Origin of the sequence: Nocardia sp. BSTN01 (assembly GCF_015354405.1) — a bacterium.
In the GTDB taxonomy this organism is placed as follows: Bacteria; Actinomycetota; Actinomycetes; order Mycobacteriales; family Mycobacteriaceae; genus Nocardia.
Window position 1 is genome coordinate 29,892 of sequence record NZ_JADKYP010000029.1, and the last position, 14,544, is coordinate 44,435.

The 14,544-nt window shown below is 67.2% G+C and carries 10 protein-coding genes; 6 read left to right on the top strand and 4 right to left on the bottom strand.

Annotated features, from left to right (window positions below):
* The first annotated feature begins 636 nt into the window (after nucleotides 1–636).
* Nucleotides 637–2,820, top strand: a complete 2,184-nt coding sequence (gene uvrB / locus IRT45_RS22005) for an excinuclease ABC subunit UvrB (RefSeq protein WP_194807726.1) — start codon at nucleotides 637–639, stop codon at nucleotides 2,818–2,820.
* Between the two features lie 71 nt (nucleotides 2,821–2,891).
* Here uvrB and IRT45_RS22010 read toward each other — a convergent pair whose 3' ends face one another.
* Entirely contained in the window at nucleotides 2,892–3,362 is a 471-nt protein-coding gene (locus tag IRT45_RS22010) for a VOC family protein (protein ID WP_194807727.1), read from the bottom strand.
* A 76-nt stretch (nucleotides 3,363–3,438) separates the two neighbouring features.
* On the opposite strand from IRT45_RS22010, the gene IRT45_RS22015 reads away from it, so the two are divergent.
* The 3 genes from IRT45_RS22015 (at nucleotide 3,439) to IRT45_RS22025 (ending at nucleotide 5,757) form a co-directional block, all read left to right on the top strand.
* A complete protein-coding gene (locus tag IRT45_RS22015) occupies nucleotides 3,439–4,344 on the top strand; it encodes a helix-turn-helix domain-containing protein (RefSeq protein WP_309241092.1) in 906 nt (301 codons plus the stop codon).
* A gap of 104 nt (nucleotides 4,345–4,448) precedes the next feature.
* Nucleotides 4,449–4,865: a DoxX family membrane protein gene (locus IRT45_RS22020; protein WP_194807728.1), complete on the top strand. Its 417-nt coding sequence runs from the start codon at nucleotides 4,449–4,451 to the stop codon at nucleotides 4,863–4,865.
* A 439-nt stretch (nucleotides 4,866–5,304) separates the two neighbouring features.
* On the top strand, nucleotides 5,305–5,757 hold the full coding sequence (locus tag IRT45_RS22025) for a universal stress protein (RefSeq protein WP_063007845.1): 453 nt from the start codon (nucleotides 5,305–5,307) through the stop codon (nucleotides 5,755–5,757).
* 27 nt (nucleotides 5,758–5,784) lie between these two features.
* Here IRT45_RS22025 and IRT45_RS22030 read toward each other — a convergent pair whose 3' ends face one another.
* The 3 genes from IRT45_RS22030 to IRT45_RS22040 form a co-directional block, all read right to left on the bottom strand.
* Nucleotides 5,785–8,172 (bottom strand): ATP-binding domain-containing protein, encoded by a 2,388-nt coding sequence (locus tag IRT45_RS22030; RefSeq protein WP_228534762.1) that lies wholly within the window; start codon nucleotides 8,170–8,172, stop codon nucleotides 5,785–5,787.
* Nucleotides 8,173–8,237: 65 nt separating this feature from the next.
* A complete protein-coding gene (locus tag IRT45_RS22035) occupies nucleotides 8,238–8,573 on the bottom strand; it encodes an antibiotic biosynthesis monooxygenase (protein WP_194807729.1) in 336 nt (111 codons plus the stop codon).
* An 11-nt stretch (nucleotides 8,574–8,584) separates the two neighbouring features.
* A complete protein-coding gene (locus tag IRT45_RS22040) occupies nucleotides 8,585–9,925 on the bottom strand; it encodes a diguanylate cyclase domain-containing protein (RefSeq protein ID WP_309241093.1) in 1,341 nt (446 codons plus the stop codon).
* 311 nt (nucleotides 9,926–10,236) lie between these two features.
* Between IRT45_RS22040 and IRT45_RS22045 the strand changes: the two genes are divergently transcribed.
* Nucleotides 10,237–11,379 carry a beta-ketoacyl synthase N-terminal-like domain-containing protein gene (locus tag IRT45_RS22045; protein ID WP_194807731.1) on the top strand — a complete coding sequence of 381 codons (1,143 nt, stop codon included), beginning with the start codon at nucleotides 10,237–10,239 and terminating at the stop codon, nucleotides 11,377–11,379.
* A 129-nt stretch (nucleotides 11,380–11,508) separates the two neighbouring features.
* Nucleotides 11,509–14,463: an excinuclease ABC subunit UvrA gene (uvrA, locus tag IRT45_RS22050; protein WP_194807732.1), complete on the top strand. Its 2,955-nt coding sequence runs from the start codon at nucleotides 11,509–11,511 to the stop codon at nucleotides 14,461–14,463.
* Nucleotides 14,464–14,544: the final 81 nt, after the last annotated feature.

The window sequence follows — 14,544 nt, forward strand, 5'->3', positions numbered from 1 at the left end:
CGCTTGATTCAATGCTGCGCGCGCGGTTGCCGGGGCAATGCTCCCGCGGGTCCGGCAAACCTCGGGCCGGACCTGTCGCCATGGTCGGTGGTAGCGCTTCGGTGGCGCCGCTGGGCGGAACTGTGCCGTCATTTTGGGGGAATTGTCGAATTATTCTGCGGGGCAGTGCGTTCGGTCTGTTGTGGCCGAAAAGCGGTGGCAGGAATCGAATTGTTCGAAATGTCCGAACGGGTCGGCCGGGAATTGCGGTCTCGGTGACGCGGGTCGGGTCGAAATGATTGGGATACGGCGTGTTCCGGAGGGAGGAACCCGTTCCGCCGCCGGCCGGTTGTGTCGACGTCCGATCGGGCGGCTCCGGTTCGCGGTGGTCGATGCCGGCCGGTGTGGATGCGGGCGTGTCGGCCGAGCCCGTGGTGTGGTCCTGGCATCGGGTGGCCGGGGGCCGCTGGTTTTGCCGTGTGGTTGCCCTGAGCGGTCGGTGCCTGCATCGCCGCGGCCGGCGGCGCCTCGCCACGCGGCGGCAGCGCCTGTGCCCGTCGATACACACTCGTGGCCGAAAAATGATCGCCGGATGTGTCGCTGTGCCCGCGGTCACGGCGCCGGAACTTGTCGGTGCCGCGGCTTACCCTGGTGACCATGGCTTTCGCAACGGAGATCCCCGCGGATTCGGACGCACCCGGCGAGCAGCCGCTGGCGCATTCGGAATTCCGGCCGATCGGGGCGATCGAACGCTCCGACGGGCGGTTCGAGGTCGTCAGCGAGCATCGGCCCGCCGGTGACCAGCCTGCCGCGATCGCGGAGCTGGAGCGGCGGTTGCGTGGCGGCGAGAAGGACGTGGTGCTGCTCGGCGCCACCGGTACCGGCAAATCGGCCACCGCGGCCTGGCTGATCGAGCGGGTCCAGCGCCCGACCCTGGTCATGGCGCCGAACAAGACCCTGGCCGCCCAGCTGGCCAACGAACTGCGCGAGATGCTGCCGCACAACGCGGTGGAGTACTTCGTCTCCTACTACGACTACTACCAGCCCGAGGCGTATATCGCGCAGACCGATACCTACATCGAGAAGGACTCCTCGATCAACGACGACGTGGAGCGGCTGCGCCATTCGGCGACGTCGAGCCTGCTCTCGCGCCGCGATGTCGTGGTGGTCGCCTCGGTCTCGTGTATCTACGGCCTGGGTACCCCGCAGTCCTATCTGGACCGCTCGGTGCAACTCGAGGTCGGCAGCGAGGTCGAGCGCGACCGGCTGTTGCGCCTGCTGGTCGATGTCCAGTACACGCGCAACGACATGGCCTTCACCCGCGGTTCGTTCCGGGTGCGCGGCGACACCGTCGAGATCATCCCCTCCTACGAGGAACTCGCGGTCCGCATCGAGTTCTTCGGCGACGAGATCGAGGCGCTGTACTACCTGCATCCACTCACCGGCGATGTGGTGCGCCAGGTCGACACCTTGCGCATCTTCCCGGCCACCCACTACGTGGCCGGGCCGGATCGGATGGAGCGCGCGGTCGCCGATATCGAGACCGAACTCGAACAGCGGCTCGCGGATCTGGAGCGGCAGGGCAAACTGCTCGAGGCGCAGCGGTTGCGCATGCGCACCCAATACGACCTGGAGATGATCCGGCAGGTCGGGTTCTGCTCCGGAATCGAGAACTATTCGCGGCATATCGACGGCCGTCCGGCCGGTTCGGCGCCGGCGACGCTGCTCGACTACTTCCCGGAGGATTTCCTCCTGATCATCGACGAGTCGCACGTGACCGTGCCGCAGATCGGCGGCATGTACGAAGGCGATATGTCGCGCAAGCGCAACCTCGTCGAATACGGTTTCCGGCTGCCCTCGGCGGTGGACAACCGCCCGCTCACCTGGGAGGAGTTCGCCGACCGGATCGGCCAGACGGTGTACATGTCGGCGACGCCGGGCCCGTACGAACTGGGCAGTACCGGCGGTGAGTTCGTCGAGCAGGTGATCCGCCCGACCGGACTGGTCGACCCGCAGGTGGTGGTCAAACCGACCAAGGGCCAGATCGACGATCTGGTGCACGAGATCCGTACCCGCACCGAACGCGACGAACGCGTCCTGGTCACCACGCTCACCAAGAAGATGGCCGAGGATCTCACCGACTATCTCCTGGGCATGGGTGTGCGGGTCCGTTACCTGCATTCGGAGATCGATACGCTGCGCCGCGTCGAACTGCTGCGGCAGCTGCGGTTGGGCGAATACGACGTGCTGGTCGGCATCAACCTGCTGCGTGAGGGCCTCGACCTGCCGGAGGTGTCGCTGGTCGCGATCCTGGACGCCGACAAGGAGGGCTTCCTGCGCAGCGCCACCAGCCTCATCCAGACGATCGGGCGTGCCGCGCGCAACGTCTCCGGCGAAGTGCACATGTACGCCGACAAGGTGACCGACTCGATGCGCCAGGCCATCGACGAGACCGAACGGCGGCGGGCCAAGCAGGTCGCCTACAACGAAGCCAACGGCATCGATCCGAAACCGCTGCGCAAGAAAATCGCCGACATCCTCGATCAGGTCTACCGTGAGGCCGACGAGACCGAGGTGGAGGTCGGCGGATCCGGGCGCAATGCCAGCCGCGGACGCCGTGCCCAGGGTGAACCCGGGCGCGCGGTGAGCGCCGGGGTGTACGAGGGCCGCGATATCGCGAATATGCCTCGCGCGGAACTGGCGGATCTGGTGGCCCAGTTGACCGATCAGATGATGAACGCCGCCCGCGAATTGCAGTTCGAGCTGGCCGGGCGATTGCGCGACGAGATCGCCGACCTGAAGAAGGAGTTGCGGGGTATGGATGCCGCCGGGCTGAAATGAGTTCCCGCGCAGTATCTTTCCCGCGCTCGCGGCGGTGCCCCGGCCGGGCCGGGGCACCCGCGCGGCCCGCGTCAGCTCTGCGTGGCCATCCACTCGTTGACCCGGCGCTCGGCCTCCTCGCGCGAGACGTCCTCGACCCGGGTCATGACCACCCAGCGGTGTCCGAACGGATCCATCACCAGCCCGTAGCGGTCGCCGGTGACGAACGTCTGCGGCTCCTCGACCCGGGCGGCGCCGTGTTCGGCGGCGCGGGCGACGACCGCGTCGGCATCGGGGCAGTAATGCACGATGCTGGTGTGCACCCAGTCCGATTCGGGTGCGCGCACCCCGTGTTCGGGGATGGGCATACCCATCTGGATGGTGGAATCGCCGATCGCCAGTTCGGCGTGCGCCGGTTGCCCGTCGGGAAGGTCGTTGCGGCTGAGCACCTTCGCGCCGAAGACCGCGGAGTAGAACTCGATGGCCTTGTTGCCGTCGGGTACGGCCAGGAAACAGTTGATGGAGTGATAACCCTCGGGAATGGGATTGACGTCGTTGCTCATGGGAACAACTCTCGTCCATCGCGAGGAATAGATCTTGTAAGAAAGCGACAGCCTCATCCGCGGTGGGAGACGGGCCGTGCCGACCGGTGACGAGCGCGCGAAAGGCGCTGCGCTGCATCCGGTTCCGGTGCCTCCGCCGGAGGTCACCAAGGGCATCCTGCATCCCCGCGAACAGGAGCGTCACCGCAGGCTGATCCGGCTGCCGGCCGGCCCGCACACGGCCGAATTCGTCGAATGGTATTGGTCGGTCTCCTGGGATCTGCGCGGCCGGCCGCCCTATCAGGCGCAGGTGCTGCCGTTCCCCTCGGTCAACGTCAGCTTCGAGCGGTCCGCCACCCGCACCGGCGGATTCGTCAACGGTGTGACCACCGGCAAATTCGTGCGGGAACTGACGGGGGAGGGGGAAACCTTCGCCGCCAAATTCCGTCCCGGCGGCTTCGGCGCCTTCACCGGCATCGACGTCGGCGCCCTGCGCGATACCACGATCGAACTGACCGAGGTGCTGCCGGAGGCCGCGGGCCTGACCGAACGCGTGCTGGCGACCGACAGCGCCGAGGAGCGCCGTGACATCGTCGACGCCTACCTCGCCCGCGCCGCGCGCCGCCGCACGCCCAACGACAACTACCTGCTGGTGTTACGGATCATCGCCGCGATGGAAGCCGATCCCGAGCTGACCCGGGTCGATCAGGTCACCGCCCGTTTCGACATTCCGATCCGCACCCTGCAACGCCTGTTCCGCCGCTACGTCGGCGCCGGGCCGAAATGGGTGCTGCGCCGCTATCGCCTCCAGGACGGCGCACAACTGCTGGCACAGGGCCGCACCGACGATCTGGCGACGCTGGCGCTGGAACTCGGCTATTTCGATCAGGCCCATTTCAGCCGCGAATTCGCGAACGAAATCGGAATGGCGCCGCTGGAATACGCACGCGCATCGCTACTGTCACACCACGCCTCACCCGGCGATCCGGCGCCGGATCGCTGATTCGTTTCGGCCACTCCGGTTCCGGGAATATCCGAACACATAAGTAGTTGAATGCTGTACTACCAGCCCGGCGGCGGTGCCGCCGGCCGACAGAGGAGTTGGCGATGAGTGTTCTGGTGCTGATCGGGCGCATTCTGTTCGTCATATTGTTCGCGAGTTCGGCGATCGGGCATCTGACCCAGGCCGACGCGATGACCGGCTACGCCCGCAGCAAGGGTGTTCCGATGGCGAAGGGGGCGGTGCTGGGTTCGGGCGTGGTCCTGCTGCTCGGCGCCTTGAGCGTGCTGCTCGGAGTGTGGGCCGATCTGGGTGCGTTGCTGCTGTTCGTCTTCCTGCTGCCGACCGCATTCCTGATGCACCCCTTCTGGAAGGAATCCGATGCTCAGGCCAAACAGGGCGAGATGATTCATTTCAACAAGGATCTGGCATTGGCCGGTGCTGCCCTGATGTTGTTCGCCTTCTTCGCCCATGTCGACGATCTCGGCGCCACAATCACCGGACCGTTATTCCACCTCGGATGAACGCGGAACGACCCGCATTCATCATTCGGCGGTTATTCCCTCGCGCATCCGGAAACCGCCGGAATCGGTTCTCGCCGCCGTGAATTGTGATTTCTCACCATCACGCCCGGGTGCGCTCTGTGCATCCGGGCAATCGCGGTCCGTGCAATTGCGGGAAACCCTTCTGTGACGAAAATCCCAGGGCCACAACCGGGTTCGCCAGTGCGACGACGATCGCAGAGCGATGTGGCCGGTTTCGGGATCGGCGCTGGTGAGACGGGTCGCGCGGCCGCCCGGCCGGCTAATGTGTCCTGCGGATCGCGGGGCGCACCGATGTGATGTATTGCGATTGTCGATGATTCCGGCGCGATAACGGTTATGGTCTAGCGCAGTTGCCCGCGCGGGTTTCTGCTCCGGAATTGCGCGCAGGCATCCGCCCACTTGTACGTTTGGAGGAAAGATGACCGCCTACCGGTCCATTGTCGTCGGTACCGATGGCTCGGATTCGTCGTACGTCGCTGTCGAGAAGGCTGCCGCGCTGGCCGGCGACGCGGGCGCCACCCTGTACGTCGCGTGCGCGTACTACCCGACCGACGACCGCGATGTGGCCGCCGCGGCCGACGTCCTCAAGGACGAGGCCTACCAGGTACGCGGCTCGGCCCCCACCAACGAGATCCTGCGGGTCGCGCGGGACAAGGCGGTCGCCGCCGGGGCGGCCAACATCGTGGAGCGGGCCGTCGTCGGCGAACCCGTGGAATCGCTGCTGAACCTGGTCAAGGAGGTGGAGGCCGATCTGCTGGTCGTCGGTAACCGCGGCCTCAACACCCTGGCCGGGCGTCTGCTCGGTTCGGTGCCCTCCGACGTCGCCCGCAAGTCGCGCAGCGACGTCCTGATCGTGCACACCGTTCGCTGACATTCGCATGACCGGCCGCCCGGGGCCTCAGCGCAATGCGCCGAGGACCTCGGGCAGCGTGCCGGTGTGAACCACCGATAATCGCTGGGTGGCACGGGTGAGCGCCACGTACAGATCGTTGAGCCCGCGCGGCGATTCGTCCAGGATGGCCTGCGGTTCCACCAGCACGACCGCGTCGAACTCCAGGCCCTTCACCTCCGCCACCGTCAGCACCTGCACGGAATCGCCCGCCAGCGAGGCGAATTCGCTCACCGTCGCATGCGGGGCCAGAACGGCGGTGATTCCCGGCTTACCGGCCTCGGCGGCGACGAGTTCGGTGACCGCGGCCAGCGAACCGCCGGCCGCCACCTGCACGGCCTGCGGCGGAAAGCCGGATTCCCGGACCGATCGCGGGATGGTCGCCTCCGGATCGATCGCCGCCAGCACATCGGCGGCCACCGCCATGATCTCGGCGGGCGTGCGGTAGTTGACCGTCAGTTCCGTGAGCTTCCAGCGCTGTGCGACATAGGGTTCCAGCATCCGCTGCCATGACGATGCGCCCGCGGGATCGCCCGTCTGCGCCACATCGCCGACCACCGTTACCCAGCGATTCGGAATGCGCCGCATCACCATTCGCCACGCCATCTCCGACAGCTCCTGCGCCTCGTCGATGATCACGTGCCCGTAGGTCCAGCTGCGATCACCGGCGGCCCGCTCGGCGGTCGTCTGGCGGTTGCGCACATGCTGGCGTTCGGCGAGCTGGCCGGCGTCGATCAGGTCGTAGGCCATCAGGATTTCCGGATCCAGATCGTCCTCGAGGTCCTGCGGCGCCGAACCGGTCAGGATGTCGAGCGCCTCCTGCGCCTCGGCCAGTTGCGCGCGCCACCGCCGCCGTGAGCGCTCCCGTTCCTCGGCGTCGTCGATGCCCAGCAGTTCGGCCAGCTCGTCGAGTAGCGGCGCGTCCGCGGCCGCGAATGCGGGCCCGCTCGCCGGGTCGAGGGCGTGGAACAGCTCCTTGCGGTCCTCGGCGCTGAGCCGGTCCGCGGCATGCGCCAGCCGCTCGGGCTCGGCCCACAGATCGGCGAGCACCTGCTGCGGGGTCAGGATCGGCCACAACTGCGCGATCGCGCGCTGAATGCCGGCGTCCGCGCGCATCTCGTCACGGATCTCGGTCAGGTCGGCCTGGCTCAGCAGATTGCGCCCGGTGTTCGACGGGCGGCGCCCGGCGGCGGCATCGGCCTCGTCGACGGTGTCGGCGAACTGGTCCTTGCCGATGATCTGCGCCAGCTGGTCGGTCAGCGCGTCCACCACCGAGGCGGCGAAGATCGGGCGGGCGAGGTTGTGCGGGCGGCACGAGGAGCGGGCCCGGCCGCGAGCGCGGGTGGCGATCTTGCGATCCAGCGTCAGCTCGTACCCGTCGAAGTCGAGGCGGACCGGGTCGCGCGGCACCTCCTGCCGGTCGCGCACCGCCTTCTTCAGCACATCGAGCATGTCGAGCGAACCCTTGAGTTCGCCCGCGCGCAGCGAATCCTCCAGTGTCGCTTCGACTCCCGGATACAGATTGCCGATCGTGGACAGCAGCACACCGGTCTCGCCCAGCGACGGCAGCACCTGGCCGATGTAGTCGAGAAAGGTGGAATTGGGGCCGATGATCAGCACACCGGCCTTGTCGAGCTGCTGACGGTAGGTGTAGAGCAGATACGCCGCGCGGTGCAATGCGACCGCGGTCTTTCCGGTACCCGGCCCGCCCTGGACCACCAGGACGCTGCGGTGTTCGGAGCGGATGATGGCGTCCTGCTCGCTCTGGATCGTCTCGACGATATCGGTCATATGGCCGGTGCGCGCCGCGTTCAGGGCGGTGAGAAGGGCGCTCTCACTGCCGACGCCGCCGTCGTCGGACTCGATCGCGCCGGCGCGGCGCGCCATCTCCAGATCGAGGTATTCGTCGCTGATTCCGGTCACGGCGCGATTGCGCGAGCGGATGTGCCGGCGCCGAGTCACGCCGTCGGGGGCGGCGGTGGTCGCGAGGTAGAACGGCCGGGCCAGCGGGGCCCGCCAGTCGAGCAGGAGGGTGTTGTAGTCGTCGTCCTCGTCGAGGATGCCGAGGCGGCCGATGTAGCGGTACTCGCCCTCGGCACTCGCGTCGCCGGTGTCCTCCGTGTTCTCCGCGGTCAGATCGATCCGGCCGAAGCACAGCCCGTTCTCGGCGGCGTCGTATTTGGCCAGATCCTCGGAGTAGAGCTGGGTGAACGATTCGCGTTCGCTGCGGGCCTGCGGGGTGCCGCCGGTCTCCAGCAGTACCGTCCGCAGGCGGCGCTGGGCGTATTCGCGCATACCGTCCAGCCGCTGATACAGCAGGGTGAGATAGCTCTGCTCCCGCTCCAGTTCGGCGGCGCGATCGGTGGCGGGGCGATCCTCGGTGAGGCGGTCGGGCAAAACGGAACTCCTTGTCACCACAGGGGCCGAGCGGGCCGCGCGCGAAGAGAACGGAATCGTCGAGTCTAGTGGGGGTTCGTCGGACTCGCCGTAGTCCCAGGTGAACGCGCCGCGAACACGGTAGTGAAATGTTGCACTACCGGGAACGGATCGTAGAAGTGATGGAGGAGGCGCTTCCACTCCCGATAGTCCGCAGAGCCGCGGAAGCCCTCGGTGTGATCGCTGAGTTGCTCCCACTCCACCAGCAGCAGATACGTGTGCGGCGACTCGGCGGATTTCGACAGCGTCAGCGACCGGAACCCGGGCGCCCGGGCGATCAGGGGGCGCGCCTGCTCGAACGCCGCCTCGAATTCGGCCGTGCGATCGGGCACGACAGGCAGCAGCGCGTGTTCGAGGATCATCTGCGGGTCTTTCAGGAGGCGTGGGTGTTGTTCGGCCGCCGTCCCAGCGCGTTGCTCTCGGAGGTTGCCGGCTTGGCACGGTACATCGCCAGATCCGCGTCGTGCAGCACCGCTTCGGGAGTGCGCGGATCACCCGGGCGCAGCGCGGTGACGCCGATCGAGGCCTCGATGTGGATGCGGTGACCGCGCGCGATGATCGGCTCGGCCATCGTCTGGCGCAGCCGGGCGATCAGTCCGTCCAGATCCTCCGGCTGGGTACGGCCGGACAGCAGCACCAGGAATTCGTCGCCGCCGATGCGGCCCACCACGTCGTCGGTGCGCAGGCCGCGCTGCAGGCGCTGGGCCACGATCTGCAGCACGGTATCGCCGATCGCGTGGCCCAGGGTGTCGTTGATGGCCTTGAATCCGTCGAGGTCGATGAACAGCACGTTCGACACCGGTGACTGTTCGTCGACACCCAGCGCGGTCGCCAGCCGCGAGAGCACCAGCGACCGATTCGCCAGCCCGGTGAGTGGATCGTGGGTCGCCTGATACTCCAATTGCCTTCGGCTGGCACGGAATTCGGTGACGTCGTTGAACGAGGAGACGGCCGGTGAGTCGGGTGCGCCGGGGTTGAGCAACCGGCTCGAACCCGACAGCCAGCGTCGCTGCCCGTCCGGGCGGTCCACACCGAACACGTAGCGGGAGATGGTTTCCCCGGTGGCCAGCGTCCGCGCCACCGGGTGATGGCTCGGAGCCAGCGGCTGGGCGTTCGCGTCCAACAGCGTCAGCGGCAGCGAATCGATGCGGCGGCCGATCAGATTGTCGCCGTCCTGACCGAAGATGCGCAGCGCCGCCGGATTGATCGATTCGATCCGGCCCTCGCGGTCGATGACGACCACACCCTCCTCGAGTTGCGACACCACGGCCGTGAAATGGTGTTCGGCCCGGCGTTGCGCGGCCTCGGCCCGGCGTTGCGCGGTGAGGTCGTGGATCACCACCTGATAGGCGAGCCGGTTCTGCCAGACGGTGAGCACCGAGACCGTCTCGACGTCGACGGCCTGGCCGTCGCAGCGAATCAGGGTCATTTCCGCTGTTTCGGACGCGTCGCCGGTCTGATGCAGCCGGTCGATGCGCTCGAGCATCGCCGGCACGTCGCGATGCGCCACGAACTGGGCGACCGGATGTCCGACCACCTCGTCCACTCCCGGGGCGGCCAGCAGCCGCACGATCGCCGGATTGGCGAAGACGACGACGCCGTCCTCGTGCACGACGACACCGTCGGGACTGTGCTCGACCAGCGTGCGGTACCGCTGGGCGAGTTGTTCGGCGTCCATCACGCCGTCGGACCGGTTCTCACCTGCCTCAACCACATGTAACCCCCTGATCATGGTCTGTCAGGTCAATTGGCGCACGGGATCATTCTGATGGTGACGTACCGCGGATCACAGTGCGGACGGTATTGGTTCGGTCACAGTTCAGGTTCTAATCGGGCCTGTGAGTGATCATGACAGGTGCCCGTTCCCGCGGTAACGGCGGAGGGTACGCTGTCGGGTTCGGGTTCGGGTTCGGTCCGGTCGGGGGACCGGACCGGGTGTGACGCCGGAGGCAGTAGCCCAGGCAGGGTGTAGGAGCGCGAATGCCGAACACAACCCCGATATCAACTCGAGAATATCAAGATCGTATGCCGATCGCAGGTATCGGCGTGGTCAGCGGTTACGGCTGGGGCCGGGAAACGCTGTGGCGCGGTCTGCACACCGGTAAGGCGGCCGCCCGGCTCTACCCCGGCTACGGTCCCGATCGCGACGAATACGCGTGGGTTGCGCTGGTACCCGAGGGCGGCGACGAGTCGCTCAGTCCGAGCCGCTACGCCCGCGCGGTGCAGGAGGCCGCGCGCGAGGCGATCGCCGATGCGGCCGAACGAGGCTGGCGTCCGGGCGGCACCGTCGGGGTGATCCACGCGATCGTGCTCGGCGATGTCCGCGACTGGGAGGATTTCTACCTCACCGACGACAGCCGCCGTCGTTCCCGCGACTATCTGCGGCTGCTGCCGTCGACCCCGATTTCGCTGCTGATGCAGGAGTTCGGCTTCCACGGACCGTCGATGAACGTCTCGGCGGCCTGCAGTTCGGCCAACGTCGCGCTGATCACGGCGCAGATGTGGCTGGATCAGGGTTTCGCCGACGACGTCGTATGCGTGACCACCGACCTGTCGTCGAGCCCCGATATGGTCCACCACTTCGTGCAGATGGGCGCGGCGGTGATCGACGCCGATCCGCTGGAGGCGTGCCGGCCGTTCCAGGAGGGCAGCCGCGGGTTCAGCTTCGGCGAGGCATCGGTGGCGTTCGTGGTCTCCCGGCAGGTGGAGCGGCCGTACTGCGCGATGCTCGGCGGGGCGATGACCAATGACGCTTATCACGTCGTGTCCGTGGACCCCGGTCTGGAGCGGATACTGGACTGTACGCACCGGGCCCTGGACCGGGCCGGGGTGCGCCCCGGGGACGTGAGTTACTACAACGCCCACGGTCCGGGAACCCGGCAGTGTGATGTGGCCGAACGGGCCGTGCTGGCGCGGATCTTCGACGACCGCCCGCAGGTCTATTCGATCAAGCCGCTGACCGGACATTGCATGGGTGCGGCGGCCGGCGTCGAGATCGCGGCGACGGCCCTGGGTTACGAGCGCGGCGTCGTGGTGGCGCCGCCGATCGTGGCCGAGGCGCATCCTCGCCTGCTGGACGGACCCACCCCGTTCGACGGCGGATTCACGGTGAAGACCTCGCTCGGTATGGGCGGGCACAACTCCGTGGTGGTGCTCGGTCCGGCGTGACAGCGGGCCCGCTCGGGGCGGTGCCGGAGGGTCCGCTCGCGGCGTGTCGCCGAACTTGTCGGTGGGTGTGCCTAGCATGGCGTCCGGGGAGATTCTGGACGCCGAATTTCGATCGAGAAGGGACAGCCGGTGGCGGATCTGTTGACCGTGCGCGGAGCTCGGGAGCACAACCTGAAGGGAGTGGACCTCGACCTGCCACGGGACAGCCTCATCGTGTTCACCGGACTCTCCGGGTCCGGTAAATCGAGCCTCGCCTTCGACACCATCTTCGCCGAGGGCCAGCGCCGCTACGTCGAATCGCTGTCGGCCTACGCGCGCCAGTTCCTGGGGCAGATGGACAAGCCCGATGTGGATTTCATCGAGGGTCTCTCCCCGGCGGTCTCGATCGACCAGAAGTCGACCAACCGCAACCCGCGCTCGACCGTCGGCACCATCACCGAGGTCTACGACTATCTACGCCTGCTGTATGCCCGCGCCGGAACGCCGCACTGCCCGGTCTGCGGTGAGCTGATCGCCAAGCAGACCCCGCAGCAGATCGTGGATCAGGTGCTGGAGATGGAGCCGGGCACCCGCTTCCAGGTGCTGGCCCCGGTGGTGCGGACCCGCAAGGGCGAATTCGTGGACCTGTTCGACCAGCTCAACACCCAGGGCTACTCCCGGGTGCGCGTCGACGGCGTGGTGTATCCGCTCACCGAGCCGCCGAAGCTGAAGAAGCAGGAGAAGCACGACATCGAGGTCGTGATCGACCGGCTGGCGGTGAAGCCGACTTCCAAACAGCGACTGACCGATTCGATCGAGACGGCGCTGCGGCTGGCCGACGGCATCGTGGTCCTGGACTTCGTCGACCGCGACGAGCACGCACACGACCGCGAGCGGCGGTTCTCCGAGAAGCTGGCCTGCCCGAACGGTCACCCGCTCGATATCGAGGACCTGGAACCGCGATCGTTCTCCTTCAACTCGCCCTACGGCGCCTGCCCGGACTGCACCGGTCTCGGCATTCGCAAGGAGGTCGATCCGGATCTGGTGGTACCCGATCCGGAACTGAGCCTCAACGACGGCGCGATCGCCCCGTGGTCGCGCGGGCAGACCGCCGAATACTTCAACCGGCTGCTGTCCGGGCTGTCCGAGGCGATCGGCTTCTCGATGGACGCGCCGTGGAACACGTTGCCGCTCAAGGCCCGTAAGGCGGTGCTCGAGGGCAGTTCCGACCAGGTGCACGTGTCCTACACCAACCGCTACGGCCGCAAGCGGTCCTATTACGCCGATTTCGAGGGCGTGATGCCGTTCCTGCAGCGGCGGCTGGAGAGCACCGAATCCGAGCAGATGAAGGAGCACTACGACGGGTACATGCGCGATGTGCCGTGCCCGGTCTGTAGCGGTGCGCGGCTGCGTCCGGAGATCCTGGCCGTCACCCTCAACGCCGAGGGCGGACGCCGCTCCATCGCCGAGGTGTGTGATCTCTCGATCCGCGACTGCTCACGTTTCCTGAACTCGCTCGCGCTGGGGGAGCGGGAGGCCGCGATCGCCGGCCAGGTACTCAAGGAGATCCAGGCCCGGCTGGGCTTCCTGCTCGACGTCGGCCTGGAATATCTGACGCTGTCGCGGGCGGCGGCGACGCTGTCCGGCGGTGAAGCGCAGCGGATCCGGCTGGCCACCCAGATCGGCTCGGGGCTGGTCGGTGTGCTGTACGTACTGGACGAGCCGTCCATCGGCCTGCACCAGCGCGACAACCGGCGTCTGATCGAAACCCTCACGCGGCTGCGCAATCTCGGCAACACGCTCATCGTAGTCGAACACGACGAGGACACCATCCACTCCTCGGATTGGGTCGTCGACATCGGCCCGCTGGCCGGCGAGCACGGCGGCCAGGTCGTCTACAGCGGCCCGTATCCGGGCCTGCTCGAGGATCCGAATTCGCTGACCGGCGCCTACCTGTCCGGCCGCGAGGTGATCGAGGTGCCGCTGGTGCGCCGGCCGGTGTCGAAGAAGAAGCAGCTCACCGTGGTCGGCGCGAATGAACACAATCTGCGCGGCATCGACGTGGCCTTCCCGCTCGGCGTGCTGACGTCGGTGACGGGCGTCTCCGGCTCCGGGAAGTCGACGCTGGTCAACGACATTCTGGCGACCGTCCTGGCGAACAAGCTCAACGGCGCGCGGCAGGTGCCGGGCCGGCACACCCGGATCAACGGGCTCGATCACCTCGACAAGCTGGTGCAGGTCGACCAGTCGCCGATCGGGCGCACCCCGCGTTCGAACCCGGCGACCTACACCGGCGTCTTCGACAAGATCCGCACCCTGTTCGCGGCCACCACCGAGGCCAAGGTGCGCGGCTATCAGCCGGGCCGGTTCTCCTTCAACGTCAAGGGCGGGCGGTGCGAGGCCTGTTCCGGCGACGGCACGTTGAAGATCGAGATGAACTTCCTGCCGGATGTGTACGTGCCCTGCGAGGTGTGCCACGGCGCCCGCTACAACCGGGAAACCCTCGAGGTGCACTACAAGGGCAAGACCATCGCCGAGGTGCTCGACATGTCGATCGAGGAGGCGGCCGAATTCTTCGAGCCGGTCACCTCGATCCACCGCTACCTCAAGACGCTGGTCGATGTCGGCCTGGGATATGTGCGGCTGGGCCAGAGCGCCCCGACTTTGTCCGGTGGTGAGGCACAGCGCGTGAAACTGGCCGCCGAACTGCAGAAGCGCTCGACCGGGCGCACGGTCTACATCCTCGACGAGCCGACCACCGGCCTGCACTTCGAGGACATCCGCAAACTGCTCGCGGTGATCAACGGACTGGTCGACAAGGGCAATACGGTGATCGTCATCGAACACAATCTGGACGTCATCAAGACCTCCGACTGGGTGATCGATATGGGTCCCGAGGGCGGTTCCGGCGGTGGCACCGTGATCGCAGAGGGCACCCCGGAAGATGTTGCGGCCGTTGCCGACAGCTACACGGGCCAGTTCCTGCGCGAGGTCCTCGACAAGCCGGTCGCACCGGCGAAGACGACGAAGACCAAGAAGGCGACGGCCGCCAAGTCGTCGGCTGCCAAGCCCGCCGGCCGTCGCAAGACGGCTGCCGTCGGCTGAGCAACGCGCGACGGGCCCGCGGGGTTTCCAGCGGGTCCGCCGCGCCTGCGCCGACGCTGCGCGGGTGATGTCTGTGCCGTC

Coding starts and splice junctions, on each gene's coding strand:
- uvrB (WP_194807726.1), top strand. CDS start 637: ATGGCTTTCGCAACGGAGATCCCCGCGGATTCGGACGCACCCGGCGAG.
- IRT45_RS22010 (WP_194807727.1), bottom strand. CDS start 3,362: ATGAGCAACGACGTCAATCCCATTCCCGAGGGTTATCACTCCATCAAC.
- IRT45_RS22020 (WP_194807728.1), top strand. CDS start 4,449: ATGAGTGTTCTGGTGCTGATCGGGCGCATTCTGTTCGTCATATTGTTC.
- IRT45_RS22025 (WP_063007845.1), top strand. CDS start 5,305: ATGACCGCCTACCGGTCCATTGTCGTCGGTACCGATGGCTCGGATTCG.
- IRT45_RS22035 (WP_194807729.1), bottom strand. CDS start 8,573: ATGATCCTCGAACACGCGCTGCTGCCTGTCGTGCCCGATCGCACGGCC.
- IRT45_RS22045 (WP_194807731.1), top strand. CDS start 10,237: ATGCCGATCGCAGGTATCGGCGTGGTCAGCGGTTACGGCTGGGGCCGG.